The following is an 18327-nucleotide window of genomic DNA, read 5'->3' as shown; positions in this document are numbered from 1 at the left end:
AGTACTGTGCTTAAAGCTCTTGCTTTAGATATGCAGCACAGCCTAATAAGCCAGGTTGCGGTTCCGTCACTACATATACTGGAATTCCAGATACGTAAGGTTGGAAACGCCCTTTTGCTTCAAAACTGGCTCTAAATTCGCTAACTTTTAAATATTCAATAAAACGAGGAACAATACCGCCGGCAATATAAACGCCACCAAATGTCGCCATAGTAAGTGCCAAATTCCCACCAAAACTCCCTAAAATGCGACAAAACACTCGCATTGCGCTCGCCGCCATTTCATCAGTATTGTTAATACCGTGCGTTGTTATGTCAGCTGGTTGGAAGTTTTGTTCTGGTTGATTATTGATAGAACACAATGCTTGGTAAATTTGCGCTAAGCCTAAACCAGATAACAATTGCTCCGCAGATACCGTTGTATACTTGTGTTGAAGGTGCTCTAAAATAGCAACTTGCTCGGCATCAGTAGGGGCAAAATCAGCGTGCCCACCCTCGCCACCTAATGCAATCCACTTTTGACCACTGTAGACTAGATGGGCAACCCCAAGACCAGTACCAGCGCCATAAATAGCAATAGGCTTATGCTCTGCTGGCTCTTTACCGCCAATTTTCGTTTTCTGCTCTTCACTTAAAGACGGAATCGCCATAGCGATAGCCGTAAAGTCATTAATCACGTAAAGCTTTTCAAAACCAAACTTTTCAGCTAGCTTTTTTTGAGAAAAACACCAGTGGTTGTTTGTTAGGTCAACTTTATCACCTGTCACCGGACAGGCAACGTCGATACAAGCAAAATGGATTTCTGTTTCTATAAACGATAGATACTGTTCAATAGCATCATCTATTTTCGCAAAATCTGCGCAACGATAAGTTTGCACATGATCCATTGATAAATCTGTTAAATTCGCAATCGCGAGGCGAATGTTTGTGCCGCCTACATCTGCGACTAAAGCATAAAATGACATTTGATTTCTAAGCCTCGTGAAAAACACAGCTAGCACCTTCCTCAGATGTAGTTAACATCTGCCTCAAGCCATTAAACATTTCACGACCCATTCCTTCGCGCTCTGCACTTAAATCCTTTGGTACTACAACTCGTTTAGCTAACTCTTCTTCTGAAACATGCAATTTTATTACATTGTTTTCCGCATCAATTTCTATTAAATCGCCATTGTTAACCTTAGCAATCAAACCACCGTCAAGCGCTTCAGGGTACAAATGAATAGCCGCTGGTACTTTACCAGATGCGCCAGACATTCGACCATCTGTCACTAGTGCAACTTTAAAGCCTTTGTCCTGCAGTACACCTAGTGGAGGCGTTAATTTATGTAGCTCAGGCATACCTATCGCTCTTGGCCCTTGATACCTAACTACAACAACGCAATCCTTATCTAAATCACCTGCCTGAAACGCACCATCTAAATCATGCTGACTTTCGAATACAACTGCAGGTGCCTTTACTACTGTTCGGCCTTCGCGAAGTGCTGAAGTTTTGATAACGGCTCTACCTAAATTACCATCAAGGACACTTAATCCGCCGTCTGCTTTGAATGGCGCTTCAACAGTTGACAATACGTCCGGATCTAACGATTTTTCAGGCGCGTCTATCCACACTAGTTTTCCATCACGAATGGCTGGTTCTTTAGTGTACTTATCTAAACCGTGTCCACATATTGTGTTTACGTCATTGTGGATGAAACCACCTCGTAATAACTCTTTGATTAATAGTGCCATACCGCCAGCTGCTTGGAAGTGGTTAATATCGGCCTGGCCATTTGGATATATTTTAGTTAACAAAGGGGTTACTGATGATAATGCATCAAAGTCGTCCCAATTAACGATGATGCCGGCCGCTTTAGCCATAGCAACCAAATGCATTGTATGATTTGTTGAGCCGCCTGTTGCAAGTAAAGCAACAATGCCGTTCACCACTGACTTTTCGTCAACGATGTGACCAATTGGCATATATTCAGTGCCAAGATCAGTAATTCGAGTCGCTTGTATTGCGGCAGCTTCAGTTAAAGCCTCTCTTAACTCTGTACCAGGGTTAACAAAAGAAGAACCTGGTAAATGAAGACCCATTACTTCAACAACTAACTGGTTAGAGTTTGCCGTTCCGTAGAACGTGCAAGTGCCAGCAGAATGATAAGACTTTGATTCAGACTCTAGTAATTCATCCCTTCCAACTTTGCCTTGAGCAAATAACTGACGAACACGGGCTTTTTCTTTGTTTGGAATACCCGACTCCATCGGACCTGCAGGAATAAATACAAATGGTAAATGACCAAAAGATAAAGCAGACATTACGAGGCCTGGTACAATTTTATCGCAGATACCCATCATAACGGCGCTATCGAACATATTGTGCGATAACCCTACCGCTGCACTCATGGCGATAACATCGCGACTCATTAGGCTTAAGTCCATACCTGGCTGCCCTTGTGTGACTCCATCACACATTGCTGGAACACCACCGGCAAACTGAGCTACAGAACCTACTTTTTCAACGGCTTTACGGATTTTATCAGGATAAACTTCATATGGTTGGTGGGCAGATAACATATCGTTGTACGCGGAAACCATACCAACGTTTGCTTTTGTAAGTGCAGTAAGATCTTGTTTTTGTGATGTATTACAGGCTGCAAAACCGTGGGCTAAGTTGCCACATGACAACACACCTCGATGTGGACCATGCTCACGAGCGCGCTCAATTTTTGCTAAATAAGCTTTTCGTGTTGCCTTGCTACGCTCAATAATTCTATCTGTAACTTGTTGAATTGTTTTATTCATTATATCTCCTAACTACCTACTTGGCGCTAGCTAACATGACCGTCATAGGGACGTCAGTTTGATTTAAAAATGCACTTATTGGTGCCTTGCGAACGTCAGCTTCTGCTGCAACTGCATTTAGAACCTGCTCTTTATTGCCACCAACCAAGTGTAAATATAGTTGTTTTGAATTTAACAACGCCGATTTACTAAAGGTCATACGCTGATGAGGCGCGGTTGTAGGTTGAGTTGCAAGAATAGGTTTTAACGTTGTAAGGCCATCATCGAGCTGTTCACAACATGGAAAAATAGAAGCTGTATGACCATCTTCGCCCATACCTAAAATCACAACATCAAAAGGTGTTTTTATATTTGCTAGGTTTCTAGTCACTTCTTCCACAGCATCAAACGCTTCAGAGTGCGTTGTTTTCATACCAACAAAGTTTGCATTAGCAACATTGCCCTTTAATAAAAACTCTTTGACCATTGTTTCATTTGAAGCTGAATCGGTAAGTGGTACCCAGCGATCGTCAACTAAGGCTATATCAACTTTAGACCAATCTATGTTCGTACTGGTTAGCGCCGTAAACAAAGGTTTTGGTGTATTGCCACCGGATACTAATAAACTAGCGCGTCCGTCATTTTTAATACCACTGGCTAGTTTTTCTATTATTTCAGCGACAAACTGTTCGTTAAGTTGAGCTGAGTTTTCAAATTTCTTTATCGTAGCGTTCATTTACTCGTCCCACTCTCTATCATCTTTTGCCAACATTGCTATTGATGCCACAGGGCCCCAAGAACCAGCTGAATAGGATTTAGGTGATTCATTAGATTTATCCCAAGCGTCTAGTATTCCGTCTACCCAAGACCAAGCGGCTTCAACTTCATCTCGCCTTACGAATAACGACTGATTTCCTAACATCGCTTCTAGCATTAAGCGTTCATATGCATCCGCAATACGATCATCTTTGAACGTATCCGAGAAACTTAAATCAAGCTTAGTTTGCTGAAGCTCCATCTTCTCACCTAAACCAGGCACTTTATTCATTAAGTGGATTTCCACGCCTTCGTCTGGTTGTAAGCGAATTGTTAATTTATTAGCAGGAAGTGTTTTATACGTTTCTTTAAAGATGTTGTGAGGTAGTTCTTTAAAGTGAATTACAATTTCAGTGCCTTTAACCGGCAAACGTTTACCAGTACGCAGGTAGAATGGAACGCCTGCCCAGCGCCAGTTGTCAATATCAACTCGCAAGGATACAAAGGTTTCCGTTGAGCTGTCCGTATTAGCACCCTCTTCTTCCAAATAACCAGGTACCGCTTGACCATTAACAAAACCAGAGGTGTATTGGCCACGAACCGTTTTATCACCCGCGTTATCAGTCGTAATTGGTCTGAGAGCTTTAAGGACTTTTAATTTTTCATTTCGAATGCTGTCTGCACTCACATCTACCGGCGGCTCCATGGCCAACAGAGACAATATTTGTAATAGATGGTTTTGTACCATGTCACGCATCTGACCTGCGTCATCGTAATAGCCCCAACGGCCTTCAACGCCAACTGACTCGGCAACCGATATTTGAACATGATCAATACACTCATGGTCCCAGTTATTAGTAAATATGGCATTAGCAAAACGAAGTACAAGAAGGTTTAAAACCGTCTCTTTTCCTAAATAGTGGTCAATTCGGTATATTTGATCTTCGTTAAAGTGTTCTGCAATTTTATCGTTGATTACTTTTGATGACTCTAAGCAGTGGCCAATTGGCTTTTCTACCACTACTCGAGTTTCTTTATTAATCAATCCGGCTGTATCCAACCCTTCACAAATAGCCCCAAACACAGACGGTGGTGTAGAGAAGTAATTCACCATAGTCCTATTTTCTTGGTCTACAACGTCTTTAATACCTTTGAAGTCTTCTGCTACGGTCATGTCAACCTGACAATATTGAAGCCTTTCAAGAAACTTCTCTTTAATCTCTTCGTCTACAGGCTCTTTTAAAAACTGCTCTAAACTGTCTGATACGACCTTTTTGTAACCATCTAAATCCAACTCATCCCTTGCAATACCAACAATTTTTGTATTGTCAGCAAGAAGGTTGGAGCGCTCTAGCTTATATAAAGATGGAATTAATTTACGACGAGCAAGATCGCCTTTGGTACCGAACAGAACTAAATCACAAGGCTTATGGCTTAGCTTTTTTGCCATTTGAAACTCCAATAAGATGGTCAGTTTATTGTAATTAAACTACATAGGTCTAATGCTATCGAACTAATGCAGGCAATGTAAACCCGAAAGTTGTAATTTTTTTACATAAAAGTGAAATTTTAACTAATTTTGTTGTTTTTAATTGGTAATTAATTTCTAATACATTACATAAAGTCGAGTTATTAAAACTGCTACCTAATTTTAACCTGTATTTTGCATAATGTGGCAGGATTTTATTAACTTCTAACAATAGTGTATTAAAGGCTTGTAAAGATTTAAGGAATAAGAATGAATATTCTTGAAAAGATAAACTTACAGATTACTACTTTTAGTAAGTCTGAACGTAAAGTAGCCGAAGTTATCATTGATAACCCTGAGCAAGCGATACATTCTAGTATTGCGACACTTGCAAAAATAGCTGATGTTAGTGAACCTACAGTCAACCGTTTCTGTCGTCGATTAGATACAAAGGGATTTCCTGATTTTAAGTTGCACTTGGCTCAAGGCTTAGCCAACGGTACACCTTATGTTAACCGACACGTTGATGAAAGCGATGGTCCTGAAGAATATACCGCTAAAATATTCGAATCTACTATGGCCTCTTTAAACAGCGCTCGCAAAAGTATTGATATCTCACAGGTTAATCGAGCAGTGGATATACTAACGCAAGCTAAGAAAATTTCGTTCTTCGGGTTAGGTGCCTCAGCCTCTGTAGCTCAAGATGCATTAAACAAATTTTTCCGCTTTAATGTCCCGGTAAACTGTTTTGAAGATATTGTAATGCAGCGTATGAACTGCATGAATAGTAGTGAGGGTGATGTGGTTATGTTGTTCTCTCATACCGGCAGAACAAAACAACTCGTTGAGATTGCAGAGATTGCTCGTCAAAATGACGCAACGGTTATTGGCGTAACGTCAAAAGACTCTCCTTTGGCAAAAGAATGTAATATCTGTCTAAGTCCTGATGTACCTGAAGACACAGACTTATATATGCCAATGGCTTCTAGAATTGCACAACTCGTTATTATTGACGTTTTAGCTACTGGCTTCACGTTGCGACGTGGTCCAAAATTTAGAGATAACCTGAAAAAAGTAAAAGATTCACTTCGTCCATCACGATTTGATAAGAGAGACTGATCAACTTTATTCAGCACAATGCAGGTCTAAATATATTAGTACCTGCAATTTCCTTTTTATTTATTCTCTAAATACATATAAATCAAAATGCTACGATTCTCTAGCATCATCTTCTGCCAAAACCATACTCTTGTCGCCCTACTTTAAAACTTCGCCGTTAAAGTCTTTATATGTTCTATAATTCACTATTAGTAATTTTGTAATATTTATTCACTAAGATGCGAATAAACCCTTGTAATTTTATTTTATTCTTTCAAAATGTAATAAAATTACATAAAAATTGTATATCAACCCTTGGAGTTTCCATTACATGACCAACGCATTGAGAAGAACAAAGATCGTTTCAACTTTAGGTCCCGCTACTGATAAAGATGACGTGTTAGAACAAATCATCGCAAGTGGCGTAAATACAGTTCGTCTTAACTTTTCCCATGGCATTGCACAAGATCATATAGATCGTGCTTTGCGTGTTCGTGAAGTCGCAAAAAAATTAAACACTTATGTTGCTATCTTAGGGGACTTACAAGGTCCAAAAATACGAGTATCTCGTTTTAAAGAAGGAAAAATTTACCTTTCTGTAGGCGATAAGTTTGTTCTTGATGCTTCAATGGGCAAAGATGATGGAGACAAAAACCAAGTTTCTATAGACTACAAAGACTTACCTAAAGATGTAATCCCAGGTGACTTATTACTTCTTGATGATGGTCGCGTTCAGTTAAAAGTTGAGTCTGTAGAAGGCGAGAAAGTTTTTACTGAAGTTACCGTTGCTGGGCCTTTGTCAAATAACAAAGGAATTAACCGCAAAGGTGGAGGCCTTACCGCCCCTGCACTAACAGACAAAGATAAAGCTGACATATTAACTGCAGCTGAAATTGGGGTTGAATATTTAGCGGTGTCTTTTCCACGTAACGGAGCCGACTTAGAATACGCACGAAAATTAGCTAAAGAAGCTGGTTTTGCGCCTAAAATTGTCGCAAAAGTTGAACGTGCAGAAACCGTCGCTACTGATGAAGCTATTGACGATATTATTTCAGCATCTGACGTAATTATGGTTGCCCGAGGTGATCTTGGTGTTGAAATAGGTGACGCTGAGTTAGTCGGCGTTCAGAAAAAACTAATTGCCCGTTCTAGACAGCTAAACAAAGCAGTTATCACGGCGACTCAGATGATGGAGTCAATGATATCGAGTCCAATGCCAACACGAGCTGAAGTTATGGATGTATCAAATGCTGTTTTAGATGGCACTGACGCAGTCATGTTATCGGCTGAAACAGCGGCGGGAGACTTCCCAGTAGAAACCGTTAAAGCGATGGCAAACGTATGTCTAGGAGCAGAAAAGCACCCGAGTGTTTTAAGTTCCAAGCATCGTATGGACGTTCAGTTTGATAATGTTTCAGAAACTATTGCCATGGCAACTATGTACGCGGCCAATCATATGAAAGGCATTAAAGCGATTGTGGCTTTAACCGAGTCTGGCGGTATGGCTAGATTGTTATCTCGTATCAGCTCAGGCTTACCTATTTATGCAATGTCACGCCATGAAAAAACATTGAATCGCTGTGCATTGTTCAGAGGTGTTTACCCTTGTAATTTTGACTCTACACAGTTTGAAGACGATGCAAGAGAAGCCCTCAAAGAGTTACTTGCCGAAGGTAGACTTAAAAAAGGTGATTTAGTGATGTTAACTCAAGGCGACAAAATGGAAACGATTGGCGCAACAAACACCATGAAAATCATGACCGTATAATAATACAAGGTGTAACAACCTAATTGTTGTTACTCTTTGAGCATATACAAAAAAGCCCAAACAAATGTTTGGGCTTTTTTATTCGTTTAAAAGGACTTAGAAAAAGTTCTTCTTAACTTCGATACCCCAGCTCATCGGCTCATTAACAATACCAGTATTGTTATTGAAATCGATTCCAGCTTTCAGGTTATCTTCGTCTGTAATGTTACGACCAAAAATAGCAACTTCTAAATCTAAATCATAATGAACATAACCAATACGTAAACCTAGCTCAAATTGACCGTCAGTTTTGTACTCTTCTGTTTCATAAATAAATAGATTTGTGTCGCCTTGATGTGAGTAATCAGAGTAAATAAACAACTCTCCTTCATCAGCAATTGGCATTGAATAACGTGCTGTTGCTGTAAAGATAGTTTTTGGAGCATTAGGGAACGGGTTTCCGTCTACATATGCTGCGCCATCTTCATTTAAAGGATCGGTTGGTGTACATGCACCTGAACCACAGGTAGAGATAAGTAGATTCTTATCTTGTAATTCCGTGTCATTGAACGAGAAACCAGCTGTAACAGTTAGGTTTTCATTAACTCGGTATTCTGAGTCAATTTCAAAGCCAGTACCAACGCCTTTACCAGCATTAGTTAAACCAACATTGTTTCCATTACCACCAACTGCAGTTAACTGAATGTCATCAATAACATAATGGAATACAGCACCATTTAAACGTAATGTGTTATCAAGCAAGTCTGTTTTGAAACCAGCTTCATAAGACATAATTGTTTCAGCTTCAGCTACTGATGGGAATCCTTCGAACGCCACGTCACGGCCTTGGATAGATTGAGCACGGAAACCATTTGATAAACGAGCATAAACACTCATGTTATTATCAACAGTATAGTTAGCCATTGCTTCCCACGACCATTGACCGTCATCAACGTCTAATGGCTCATAATCTTGGATTGAGGCTGCACCTATAACTACTGCGAAGCCGTTTTCATTTTGTTTACCAACACTAATTGACTTTTCATCATAGGTATAGCGAAGTCCACCTATAATTGTTAAATCATCGTTAATTGCGTAAGTAGACTGACCAAATACCGCCCACGTCGTATTTTCATGGAATACTTCAGTAGCTCCGAAGAATCCATCTACACTCTCTACACCAAACGAGGAGTCAAAGTAGAATAAACCTGTTTGCCACGTTAATTGATCATTGCCGTTGCTTGCAATACGAATCTCTTGTGTGAACTGTTCTAAATCGTTAAGTCTGTCTTCTGTAATAGCGCCAAATGGAATGAATCCTGGGCCATTACGGTTATCAGCAGTACAGAAGCTATTCATTTGTCCTTCTGCACAAATATAACCGCCGTCTATATCACCTTTACTGCGGCCATCTGCATTTTCCATTGCTGTAATAGAAGTCAGCATATAAGCGCCAAGATCATAATTTACATTTAAGCTCCAACCATCTTGATCGTATTCTTGAGGGTTGTTATCGCCATCATCATAAAATACTTTATCACGGTCGTAATTAGCATTTAGCTCATTGCTACCCGTGGTAAGTATGTTTGCTCTCATTACAGAAGATGTGCCTTTTAAAGAGCGATCATGATAATTAAAAAGAATGTCTAAATCTTCAGTTGGGTTATAGGCTAGTTGAAATCTAAAAGCAGATTCATCATGCCCGCCCAATGCATCTTTTTCACCAGTGAATGCATTATCAATCCAATCATCTTTAGATTGATCTAAGATAGAAAGACGAGCATTAAGATCTTCAGCGATTTGACCGCCAGCCGCACCTTCTAAATTAACCAGTCCAAAACTTCCCATACCTGCTTTAACATAGGCATCAAAATCAGAAGTTGGTTTACGGCTTGTAAACTTGATAATACCTGCTGTGGTATTGCGTCCAAATAAAGAACCTTGCGGACCACGAATAACTTCTACTTGGTCAATGTCAAATAATGGGAAACTTTTTAATACAACATTCTCCATAACCACGTCATCCATAATAATAGATACTGGTTGTGAAGCTGCTAAATCAAAATCTGAGTTACCCAAGCCACGCATATAAAAGCGTGGAGCAACTCGTCCATTAGATGACTCTGCGTATAAACCAGGAACGCGCGCTGCTAATGATAAAATATCATCGCCTGATGAAAACGTATTTTCAAAACGTTCACCTGACATAGTCGCAATTGAAACTGGAACATCTTGAATAGACTGAGTTCGCTTAAGAGCCGTCACAGTGATCTTTTCAAGTTTTGCATCATCTTGCTCTTGGGCATTTTCTTGAGCGTTCGCGTTAAACGATAACGACGCTAGTAATGCAGCTTGGATGCTAAGTGCTAATGCAGCCTTTTTCATAAATTTATCCTGAAGATTTAGTTAGATGTCTTTTATATCAATCAATTACTTAAACAACTCATCGTATGAGATGACTAATACAAGATATAAGCAAGGGCATTGTATGTGATTTAGTAATATTTGTTTAGCGTTTATTTATCTTGTTTGTCATAAAATTTTCATATCTGTTACATATATAGTGATAAATTTCACTAAAATCCAATAAAACGCTTGAATCATTTCATAATCTCCCTATGATCACGCACCGTGAAAAATAATATCTAAATTGTTAGGAGCAAGTGTTTGTGGATATTGATTGGATAAGAAGTTTATTAGGGATCACTGTTCTGTTGGTATTAGCATTTGCTTTGTCCACTAACCGTCGAGCAATAAATAAACGAACCGTTATAAGTGCGTTTTTATTGCAGTTTTTGTTAGGTGCGATGGTTTTATATTGGGAACCTGGTAAAGATATATTACTAAATGTATCTCAAACACTTTCTACCGTTTTTGACTATGCAACAGACGGCATTGTCTTTATGTTTGGTGACAAGATTGGCGGAAAAGAATTAGGGTTTATTTTTGCGGTACATATTCTACCTGTAATTGTATTCTTCTCTTCTCTAATAGCCGTTCTATATTACCTAGGTGTTATGGGTAAATTAGTAAGTGTATTTGGTGGTGCATTACGAAAAATTACTGGCACCAGTAAACCAGAGTCTATGTGTGCTGCAGCCAACATTGTTGTTGGACAGGCTGAAGCACCCCTAGTAGTAAAGCCTTTCTTAAAAACCATGACTCGCTCAGAACTCTTTGCGGTAATGGTAGGTGGCATGGCAACAGTTGCTGGCGCAATCATAGCTGGTTTAGCAAGTATTGGCATTGAGCTTAAGTACCTTATAGCAGCAAGCTTTATGGCTGCTCCTGGCGGATTACTAATGGCTAAAATGATTTTACCTGAAACGGAAGAGCCTAAAAACGAATTAGCTGAGCTAAAACTAGAAAGTTCTGGTCACGTAAACGTAATAGATGCAGCTGCTGATGGCGCTGGCGAAGGTGTTAAATTCGCAATATCAATTGCAGCAATGTTAATTGCATTTATTGCTTTGATTGGACTAGTGAACGGTATTCTTGGCGGAATTGGTGGCTGGATAGGCTACCCAGAGCTAACACTTCAAATGATTTTAGGTTACCTATTTAGCCCAATCGCATTTATTGTTGGGGTACCATGGTCTGAAGCGCAAATAGCCGGCTCATTCTTAGGTCAGAAACTTATACTAAATGAATTTGTTGCCTACTTAGATTTCCTTAATTACAAAAGCGATTTAAGTGAAATGACGCAAGTTATTGTGACGTTTGGTTTGTGTGGTTTTGCCAACTTGTCATCAATTGCAATACTAATAGGTGGTGTTGGTAGTATGGCGCCATCAAGACGCCATGACTTAGCAGAGTTAGGCTTAAAAGCTGTATTAGCGGCTACGTTAGCAAACCTAATGAGTGCAGCTATTGCTGGTTTATTTGTGTCTCTCGCGTAATAAATTTACTTAAAAATAAAAAAGGAGCCTAGGCTCCTTTTTTTATATCTAAATTTTACTTAATTGGCAGAGGTAATGTTTTAAACATTTCATCGACTTCATCTTGGTTCTTCAACAAACATGCTTTTTCAACACGATCTTTTGTCAAGTGAGGCGCGAACCGTTCTATAAAGTCATACATATAACCTCGCAGGAAGCTACCTTTCCTGAACCCAATCTTTGTTGTTGAAGCTTCAAAAATATGAGAAGCATCAATAGTCACTAGGTCTGTATCGGTATCATCCATTGCCATTGTCGCGATTACACCTATTCCGACACCTAATCGTACGTAAGTTTTGATTACGTCAGCATCCGTCGCTGTAAATACAATTTTAGGCTGTAAGCCCTCTTCCGCAAAAGCCTTGTCTAATTCCGAACGACCAGTAAAACCAAATACATAGGTTACCAATGAATACTGAGCAATATCTTCTAACTGTAGTTTTGTTTTCAATTTAGCTAAAGGGTGATCTTTTTTCACTACGATAGATCGGTTCCAGTGATAACAAGGCAGCATGACTAAATCATTGTATAAATGTAAAGCTTCGGTAGCAATTGCAAAATCAGCATCACCTTTCGCGGCCGCTTCGCTGATTTGCGATGGAGTTCCTTGATGCATATGTAAGGATACTTTTGGGTATTTATCCATAAAGCCCTGTATTACATTAGGTAGTGCGTATCTTGCTTGAGTATGAGTTGTGGCAACGTTCAACTTACCTTGATCTGGTAATGTATGTTCTTTTGCGACTTGTTTTATACTTTCTACTTTACTTAGAATATCTCTTGATAATTCAATGATTTCTCGACCAGAAGGTGTAACGTGGGTCAGGTGTTTGCCACTTCTACCAAATACTTGTACGCCAAGCTCATCTTCTAGCATGCGCACCTGCTTACTTATACCGGGTTGCGATGTGAACAAACTTTCGGCAGTAGCAGAAACGTTTAAGTTGTGGTTTTCCACTTCTACAATGTATCTCAGTTGCTGGAGTTTCATTTAATAGTTCCAAGGTTACTTATTCTAAAAATATATACATAATGTATCATTTATTCCATAAATTTTTATACATGTTCAAAGTTATATCACTACCCTAACGTAAAAAATTTGTTTACTATGCAAAGATAGTGACATTTGGTCTAAGATAGATACTTGTTAGTGTTATGAATTTTTAGTGTGGCCAGCCAATTTAAGGATTATTTATGCTTTTTGCCATCATCGTTGGCTTGATTCTTGGTTTAGTTGTTATCGTTGTAGTTACAAACACAATGCAACAGCAGAAGAAAAAACAAGAAGAAGAACGTCGTAGGGAAGTAATAAAGTTTCGAGCAATTATCGACGAAACAGAAGAAGCTGTGCAAAATGCGGCGGGTATCCCATTGTCAAAAGAAGGCTATGCCATCCTTCTCAATCGTGAGCTTAGCGCCCTAAAAGGTATGCAAGAGTTAACGCCCGGTAATAAAGAAGTTGGCAACCGAATTCAACAAGTACAAACCAAAATCAACTCTGGTGACTTTGCTGCGGGTGACGCAGAGACAATGACTCTTCCTGAAAATGAAAAACAGCTGATAGGCATTATTCAAGGAATTAAGAAGTTCCGTATTATACTTAGATCAGAGCATGGTAAGGGCCGAATTTCCAGTGAGATTTTTGTTAAAGAAGATAAAAAATTCGAAAAGTTACAACTAAAGATTAATATCGAAACACAAATGCGTCGCGGTAAGGTTGCAATGGGCAAAAATATGAGCGGCTCAGCTCGTCAATATTTTGAAAAAGCTAAATTAACCTTAGAAAAACAAAACTACGCAGACGAATATATAATTACCCGATTGGGTGAAATTGAAGAGTTGCTCTCTCAAATTGCTAAAGATTTAAAGTCGGCAAACCTTGATGATGTTAAGAAAAAACAGTCAGAAGAAAATGACGATTTAGATGCTTTATTTGCGCCTAAGAAAAAGTGGTAACTTCCGGTAAGGTTATTGAGGTTTATAATCAAGCGTCTCAAAAGCCAATCAATCAGTTTTATAAAAAGCACAAACAAAATGTAAACGCTTGCTCCAGTGACTTAATCGTTATTGCGAGGTCAACTGAAAACGCCAAGAGTGATAATACCTTGGCGTTACATCATATAGCTGGTGTTGCACTTATTAGAAATTTAAGAGCTCAGCAAGCTCCCCTTTATTTATTCCGTAGTTTATTTGTAGCCCCTGCATACCGACAAAAGAAGTTAGGTTGGTTAATAACGTCTTATACTGAAAAGCTTATAACAACCTTCCCTCTTTATACTTTATGTGAAGATAACTTAATTGAGTTCTATCGTTCCTTAAACTTCAAAATTTGCCATCAAATTCCGACTGAGCTCGCCAAATTAAGTGCAAAAAAAAACCTAACGCTTATGGTTAGGTTTTAATTATTTTTATATGCCTAAACGTTAGATTGACGTTTCTAATTCTGGTAACGCTTCAAATAAGTCTGCCACTAAACCGTAGTCGGCAACCTGAAAAATTGGCGCTTCTGGGTCTTTATTAATAGCAACAATTACTTTTGAATCTTTCATACCGGCCAAGTGCTGAATAGCACCTGAGATACCAACGGCTATGTATAAGTCTGGTGCAACAATTTTACCCGTTTGACCAACTTGCATATCGTTAGGTACAAAGCCTGCATCTACTGCAGCACGAGAAGCACCAACAGCGGCACCTAACTTATCAGCAATACCATCTAGTAGCTTAAAGTTTTCGCCGTTTTGCATGCCTCGACCACCAGAGATAACAACACTCGCCGCAGTAAGCTCAGGTCGTTCAGACTCTGTTAACTCTTGAGATACAAAAGATGATAAACCGGCGTTTTGCTCAGAACCAATTGAAACAACTTCAGCACTTCCCGTTAATGTAGCTTTATCAAAAGCAGCAGTACGAATGGTAATTACTTTTTTAGCGTATTCAGATTGAACCGTCGCAATTGCGTTGCCTGCGTAAATAGGTCGTGTGAATGTATCAGAACCTTCAACTGAAATAATGTCAGAAATTTGTTCAACATCTAGCAACGCAGCAACGCGAGGCATAAAGTTCTTACCTGTAGTAGTTGCAGGCGCTAGGATGTGAGAATAGTCACTTGCCAAGTCAACAACAAGGGCACCTAAGTTTTCTGCTAAGCTATGCTCATAAGCGGCATTGTCAGCTAGCAATACTTTGCTTACGCCATCTATCTTACTTGCTTCATCAGCTACGCCTGAACAGTTTAGACCTGCTACTAAAACAGTAATATCACCACCAATTTTTGATGCTGCGTTAACAGCTTTTAGCGTATCTACTTTCAGTTCACTGTTATCATGTTCTGCAACTAATAAAATGCTCATGCGATCACCTTTGCTTCATTCTTTAACTTTTCAACAAGCTCAGCTACTGATTCAACAATAACGCCGCCACCACGTTGAGAAGGCTCTTCAACTTTTAATACTTTTACTTTGCTCGTTAGTTCTACGCCTAAATCAGCCGCAGGTATAACTTCTAATGGTTTACGTTTAGCTTTCATGATGTTAGGTAATGATGCATAACGAGGTTCATTTAAGCGAAGATCAGTAGTTACGATAGCAGGAAGGCTCAAAGAAACCGTTTGTAAACCGCCATCAACTTCTCTTGTTACTTGCACTTTATCAGCTTCTAAATCAACCTTTGAAGCAAACGTACCTTGAGGTAAGTTTGTTAATGCAGCTAGCATTTGGCCTGTTTGGTTATTATCAGAATCTATTGATTGTTTACCTAAGATAACTAAATTAGGTTGTTCTTTATCAACTAGCTCTTTAAGTAATTTCGCTACCTGAAGAGAACCAAGTTTCGCATCAGAATCAATTTGAATGGCTCTATCAGCACCTAGGGCTAATGCTGTACGCAACTGCTCTTGGCAAGATTTGTCACCAATCGATACAACAATCACTTCTTCAGCTTTGCCCTGCTCTTTTAAGCGAACCGCTTCTTCAACAGCAATTTCACAAAACGGATTCATTGCCATTTTTACGTTTGCTAGATCAACGTCCGAATTATCGGCTTTTACACGAGCTTTAACGTTGTAATCGATTACCCTTTTAATAGGCACTAGGATCTTCATATCTTCTCCCAAAATTTATACCGTAGCGTGGTCGCTTTCATAGTATAGGTTTGATTATCTATTTTATGGCAGACAATTTAATATCAGTTAACGTAAACGTCAACTTTAACCAAACAGTATTACGCGGTTTTCTGTAAAGAATATTGTATATCCGACAACCCTCTCGTTAATTTGTTTAAAAATATAGCAATTTTTAAATTTGCGACCACAATTAAAGGTAATTAAGGGGAAAAAATATGCATAAACCAAGTCGAGCGGTTGAGTTTCGTTTTCTAGCTGAGCCTACTGACGTCAATTTTGGCGGTAAAGTTCATGGTGGGGTTGTAATGAAGTGGATTGACCAAGCGGCGTATGCCTGTGCAGCTGGCTGGAGCGGTAAATACTGTATTACCGTTTCCGTTGGCGCTATAAGGTTTGTTCGACCCGTTTTAGTGGGTAACTTAGTAACCGTAGAAGCTAAAGTAGTCCATACTGGAAATTCCAGCATGCATATTTATGTAAGTGTTAAGGCAACTGATCCTAAGCTAAGCAACCCGTTAGAAACAAATCATTGCATCATTACCTTTATTGCCGTTGACGCGGATGGCGATAAGGTTTTGGTAGAGGCTTGGGAGCCAAAAACAAAACTCGATAAACGTTTACAACAATACGCAATTAATATGCGCGACTTATCAATTGAAGCGGAAGCTAAATTAAATAACAGTTAACTGTTTTATAAGTGTAAAGCCCAAACCCCATACAGAACCTAATTTTCAGCTATTGGTTCTGCGCTTCAGGAGTTTCGGTTGTTAAACGAACCCGTCCTAACCGCTGGGTTAAAGACAGTTTTATACTTTACTCTTGGTCTTATTGGTGTAAGTGGCCATTCTCGTTTTTTCGCAACTAGCACACAAGAACCACCAGACCAGGGAAATAACCGTTGAGCCCAATCAGCTAAATAGCTTTGGTCGTACTGATCGTTTGAGGCAAACTCAAAAGGAAAATAAGTTCGTTTTTCAAACGTTATTTCAAAGCCTAATAACTGTAACCAATCTATTATCCGGCCAATTGTGAAAAAACGACCACGCTTAAATTCTAAAAATCGTTTATTTGGATTCAGCTTGTGAGCACTTAAAAATGAAATTGGATTGAACGCACTTATGATTAAGTTTCCATTTGGCAATAGAACTCGATGTATTTCACGTAAAACTTGATGCGGATCGGAAGTAAACTCAATAACATGATTCATCACAACAGCATCTATAGAGCTTTCTAAAAAAGGCAGCTCTTCTAATTCGCCTATAATTCCCGTGTTGTGGTTTGTAGAAAGCTTTGATGACATATTGATTTGAGTATTGATTGCACATGATTGTGTTTTTATTGCACTACTTAATGGCCCTATCTTTAAAAGGTATTGTCCAAAACAGTAGTTTAACCGCTCATCAATAATCGCTTGTTCTGAATGCAGTAATGATTGCCCCTTGGGGATTAAACTCCAATCATCTAATAGAATCGACGTTTTATAGTCTAATGCTGGCCTCAAAAGTACCTCTTCTACTGTGAACTCCAATTAGTTAATATAGTTATAACGAAAAAAGCCTAGGAAACCAATATGTATTCAGTTGTTCGTATACCTGCATTTAATGATAACTATTTATGGTTATTAAAAAACGAATTGAATTTAGCGGCCATTGTTGATCCCGGTGATGCAAAACCTGTCTTAAAGCTGCTTCAAGAACAAAACCTAGAGCTTAAAGAAATTTTACTGACGCATCATCACCCTGACCACATTGGTGGTGTGCAGGAACTTCTAGAACACTTCCCAGACGCAAAGGTATTTGGACCAGACACTAAAAGATTTTCTATGGTTACCCACCCTTGCACACAGGGTGATGAAATAAAACTATCTATTAGCGATATGTCTTTTACTGTTATTTCAGTGCCCGGGCATACGATTGACCACATTGCCTATTATTCAAAACCCAATATCTTTGTCGGCGATACGCTCTTTTCAAGTGGCTGTGGAAGGCTATTTGAAGGTACGCACAAACAAATGTTAACTTCTTTAAAACAACTTAGTGAGTTACCAAACAATTCGCAGGTTTATTGCGCGCATGAATATACACTTGCTAATTCAACGTTTGCATCTCATGTTTTGCCAAATAACAGCGCCATAGAGACATTTAAAACCAGTGTTCAATTAAAGCGAGAGAAAAACCAACCAACAGTACCAACCACTATTGCCGTTGAGAAATCGATTAATCCATTTTTGTTATGCCATACCAATGAGTTGCAAATCGCTATAAAAGATAAATATAAATTACAACTTCAACCGAGTGAACTTGAAACCTTCACATACTTGAGAAAATGGAAAGACGATTTTTAGAAATATAAGCAATGCATTAGCTACCCATAGTGGTTTAGGTTATTATTAACAGTAATTTTCGGCGTGCGACCCTTGCCGCCCCATTTAA

Annotated in this window: 16 protein-coding genes; 7 read left to right on the top strand and 9 right to left on the bottom strand. The window is 39.1% G+C overall.

Translation table 11 applies throughout. The features are described from left to right. Positions 1–10 precede the first annotated feature (10 nt). From ABD009_RS00240 to zwf, 4 genes are read right to left on the bottom strand one after another with little or no spacing between them, the layout of a single operon-like run. Positions 11–964 carry a glucokinase gene (locus ABD009_RS00240; RefSeq protein ID WP_343821857.1) on the bottom strand — a complete coding sequence of 318 codons (954 nt, stop codon included), beginning with the start codon at positions 962–964 and terminating at the stop codon, positions 11–13. 7 nt (positions 965–971) lie between these two features. After that, positions 972–2789, bottom strand: a complete 1818-nt coding sequence (edd, locus tag ABD009_RS00235; RefSeq protein WP_343821855.1) for a phosphogluconate dehydratase — start codon at positions 2787–2789, stop codon at positions 972–974. A gap of 16 nt (positions 2790–2805) precedes the next feature. Further along, positions 2806–3504: a 6-phosphogluconolactonase gene (gene pgl, locus ABD009_RS00230; RefSeq protein WP_343821852.1), complete on the bottom strand. Its 699-nt coding sequence runs from the start codon at positions 3502–3504 to the stop codon at positions 2806–2808. Beyond that, a complete protein-coding gene (gene zwf, locus ABD009_RS00225) occupies positions 3505–4974 on the bottom strand; it encodes a glucose-6-phosphate dehydrogenase (RefSeq protein ID WP_343821849.1) in 1470 nt (489 codons plus the stop codon). It abuts the gene before it with no gap. A gap of 288 nt (positions 4975–5262) precedes the next feature. On the opposite strand from zwf, the gene ABD009_RS00220 reads away from it, so the two are divergent. Further along, positions 5263–6111: a MurR/RpiR family transcriptional regulator gene (locus ABD009_RS00220; protein WP_155693520.1), complete on the top strand. Its 849-nt coding sequence runs from the start codon at positions 5263–5265 to the stop codon at positions 6109–6111. A 310-nt stretch (positions 6112–6421) separates the two neighbouring features. Next, a complete protein-coding gene (gene pyk / locus ABD009_RS00215; RefSeq protein WP_343821846.1) occupies positions 6422–7858 on the top strand; it encodes a pyruvate kinase in 1437 nt (478 codons plus the stop codon). 96 nt (positions 7859–7954) lie between these two features. Here pyk and ABD009_RS00210 read toward each other — a convergent pair whose 3' ends face one another. Beyond that, positions 7955–10222 (bottom strand): TonB-dependent receptor, encoded by a 2268-nt coding sequence (locus ABD009_RS00210; RefSeq protein ID WP_343821844.1) that lies wholly within the window; start codon positions 10220–10222, stop codon positions 7955–7957. A gap of 290 nt (positions 10223–10512) precedes the next feature. Between ABD009_RS00210 and ABD009_RS00205 the strand changes: the two genes are divergently transcribed. Beyond that, positions 10513–11736: a NupC/NupG family nucleoside CNT transporter gene (locus tag ABD009_RS00205; protein WP_425543056.1), complete on the top strand. Its 1224-nt coding sequence runs from the start codon at positions 10513–10515 to the stop codon at positions 11734–11736. 55 nt (positions 11737–11791) lie between these two features. Here the strand turns inward: ABD009_RS00205 and cysB are convergent, their stop codons facing one another. After that, positions 11792–12766 carry an HTH-type transcriptional regulator CysB gene (gene cysB / locus ABD009_RS00200; protein WP_343821841.1) on the bottom strand — a complete coding sequence of 325 codons (975 nt, stop codon included), beginning with the start codon at positions 12764–12766 and terminating at the stop codon, positions 11792–11794. A gap of 203 nt (positions 12767–12969) precedes the next feature. Between cysB and ABD009_RS00195 the strand changes: the two genes are divergently transcribed. Then, positions 12970–13731 carry a hypothetical protein gene (locus ABD009_RS00195; RefSeq protein ID WP_343821838.1) on the top strand — a complete coding sequence of 254 codons (762 nt, stop codon included), beginning with the start codon at positions 12970–12972 and terminating at the stop codon, positions 13729–13731. After that, a complete protein-coding gene (locus ABD009_RS00190; RefSeq protein WP_343821836.1) occupies positions 13725–14177 on the top strand; it encodes a GNAT family N-acetyltransferase in 453 nt (150 codons plus the stop codon). Before ABD009_RS00195 ends, ABD009_RS00190 begins: the two co-directional genes overlap by 7 nt. Before the next feature lie 21 nt (positions 14178–14198). Here ABD009_RS00190 and ABD009_RS00185 read toward each other — a convergent pair whose 3' ends face one another. Further along, on the bottom strand, positions 14199–15125 hold the full coding sequence (locus ABD009_RS00185; RefSeq protein ID WP_343821835.1) for an electron transfer flavoprotein subunit alpha/FixB family protein: 927 nt from the start codon (positions 15123–15125) through the stop codon (positions 14199–14201). Continuing rightward, positions 15122–15874, bottom strand: a complete 753-nt coding sequence (locus tag ABD009_RS00180; protein ID WP_155693539.1) for an electron transfer flavoprotein subunit beta/FixA family protein — start codon at positions 15872–15874, stop codon at positions 15122–15124. The genes ABD009_RS00185 and ABD009_RS00180 overlap by 4 nt, the downstream gene beginning before the upstream one ends. 236 nt (positions 15875–16110) lie before the next feature. Between ABD009_RS00180 and ABD009_RS00175 the strand changes: the two genes are divergently transcribed. Next, positions 16111–16581 carry an acyl-CoA thioesterase gene (locus ABD009_RS00175; protein ID WP_155693541.1) on the top strand — a complete coding sequence of 157 codons (471 nt, stop codon included), beginning with the start codon at positions 16111–16113 and terminating at the stop codon, positions 16579–16581. A 65-nt stretch (positions 16582–16646) separates the two neighbouring features. Here ABD009_RS00175 and ABD009_RS00170 read toward each other — a convergent pair whose 3' ends face one another. Beyond that, positions 16647–17396, bottom strand: a complete 750-nt coding sequence (locus ABD009_RS00170; protein ID WP_343821830.1) for a class I SAM-dependent methyltransferase — start codon at positions 17394–17396, stop codon at positions 16647–16649. Between the two features lie 69 nt (positions 17397–17465). Here ABD009_RS00170 and gloB point away from each other — a divergent pair, with 69 nt between their 5' ends. Then, the gene (gloB, locus tag ABD009_RS00165; protein ID WP_155693545.1) at positions 17466–18239 is read left to right on the top strand and encodes a hydroxyacylglutathione hydrolase; all 774 of its coding nucleotides are present in this window, start codon (positions 17466–17468) and stop codon (positions 18237–18239) included. Positions 18240–18327 lie beyond the last annotated feature (88 nt).

Origin of the sequence: Psychrosphaera haliotis (assembly GCF_039523615.1) — a bacterium.
Classification (GTDB): Bacteria; Pseudomonadota; Gammaproteobacteria; order Enterobacterales; family Alteromonadaceae; genus Psychrosphaera; species Psychrosphaera haliotis.
The sequence above is the reverse complement of the archived record's forward strand: the minus strand, read 5'-3'. Positions and strand labels throughout refer to the sequence as shown.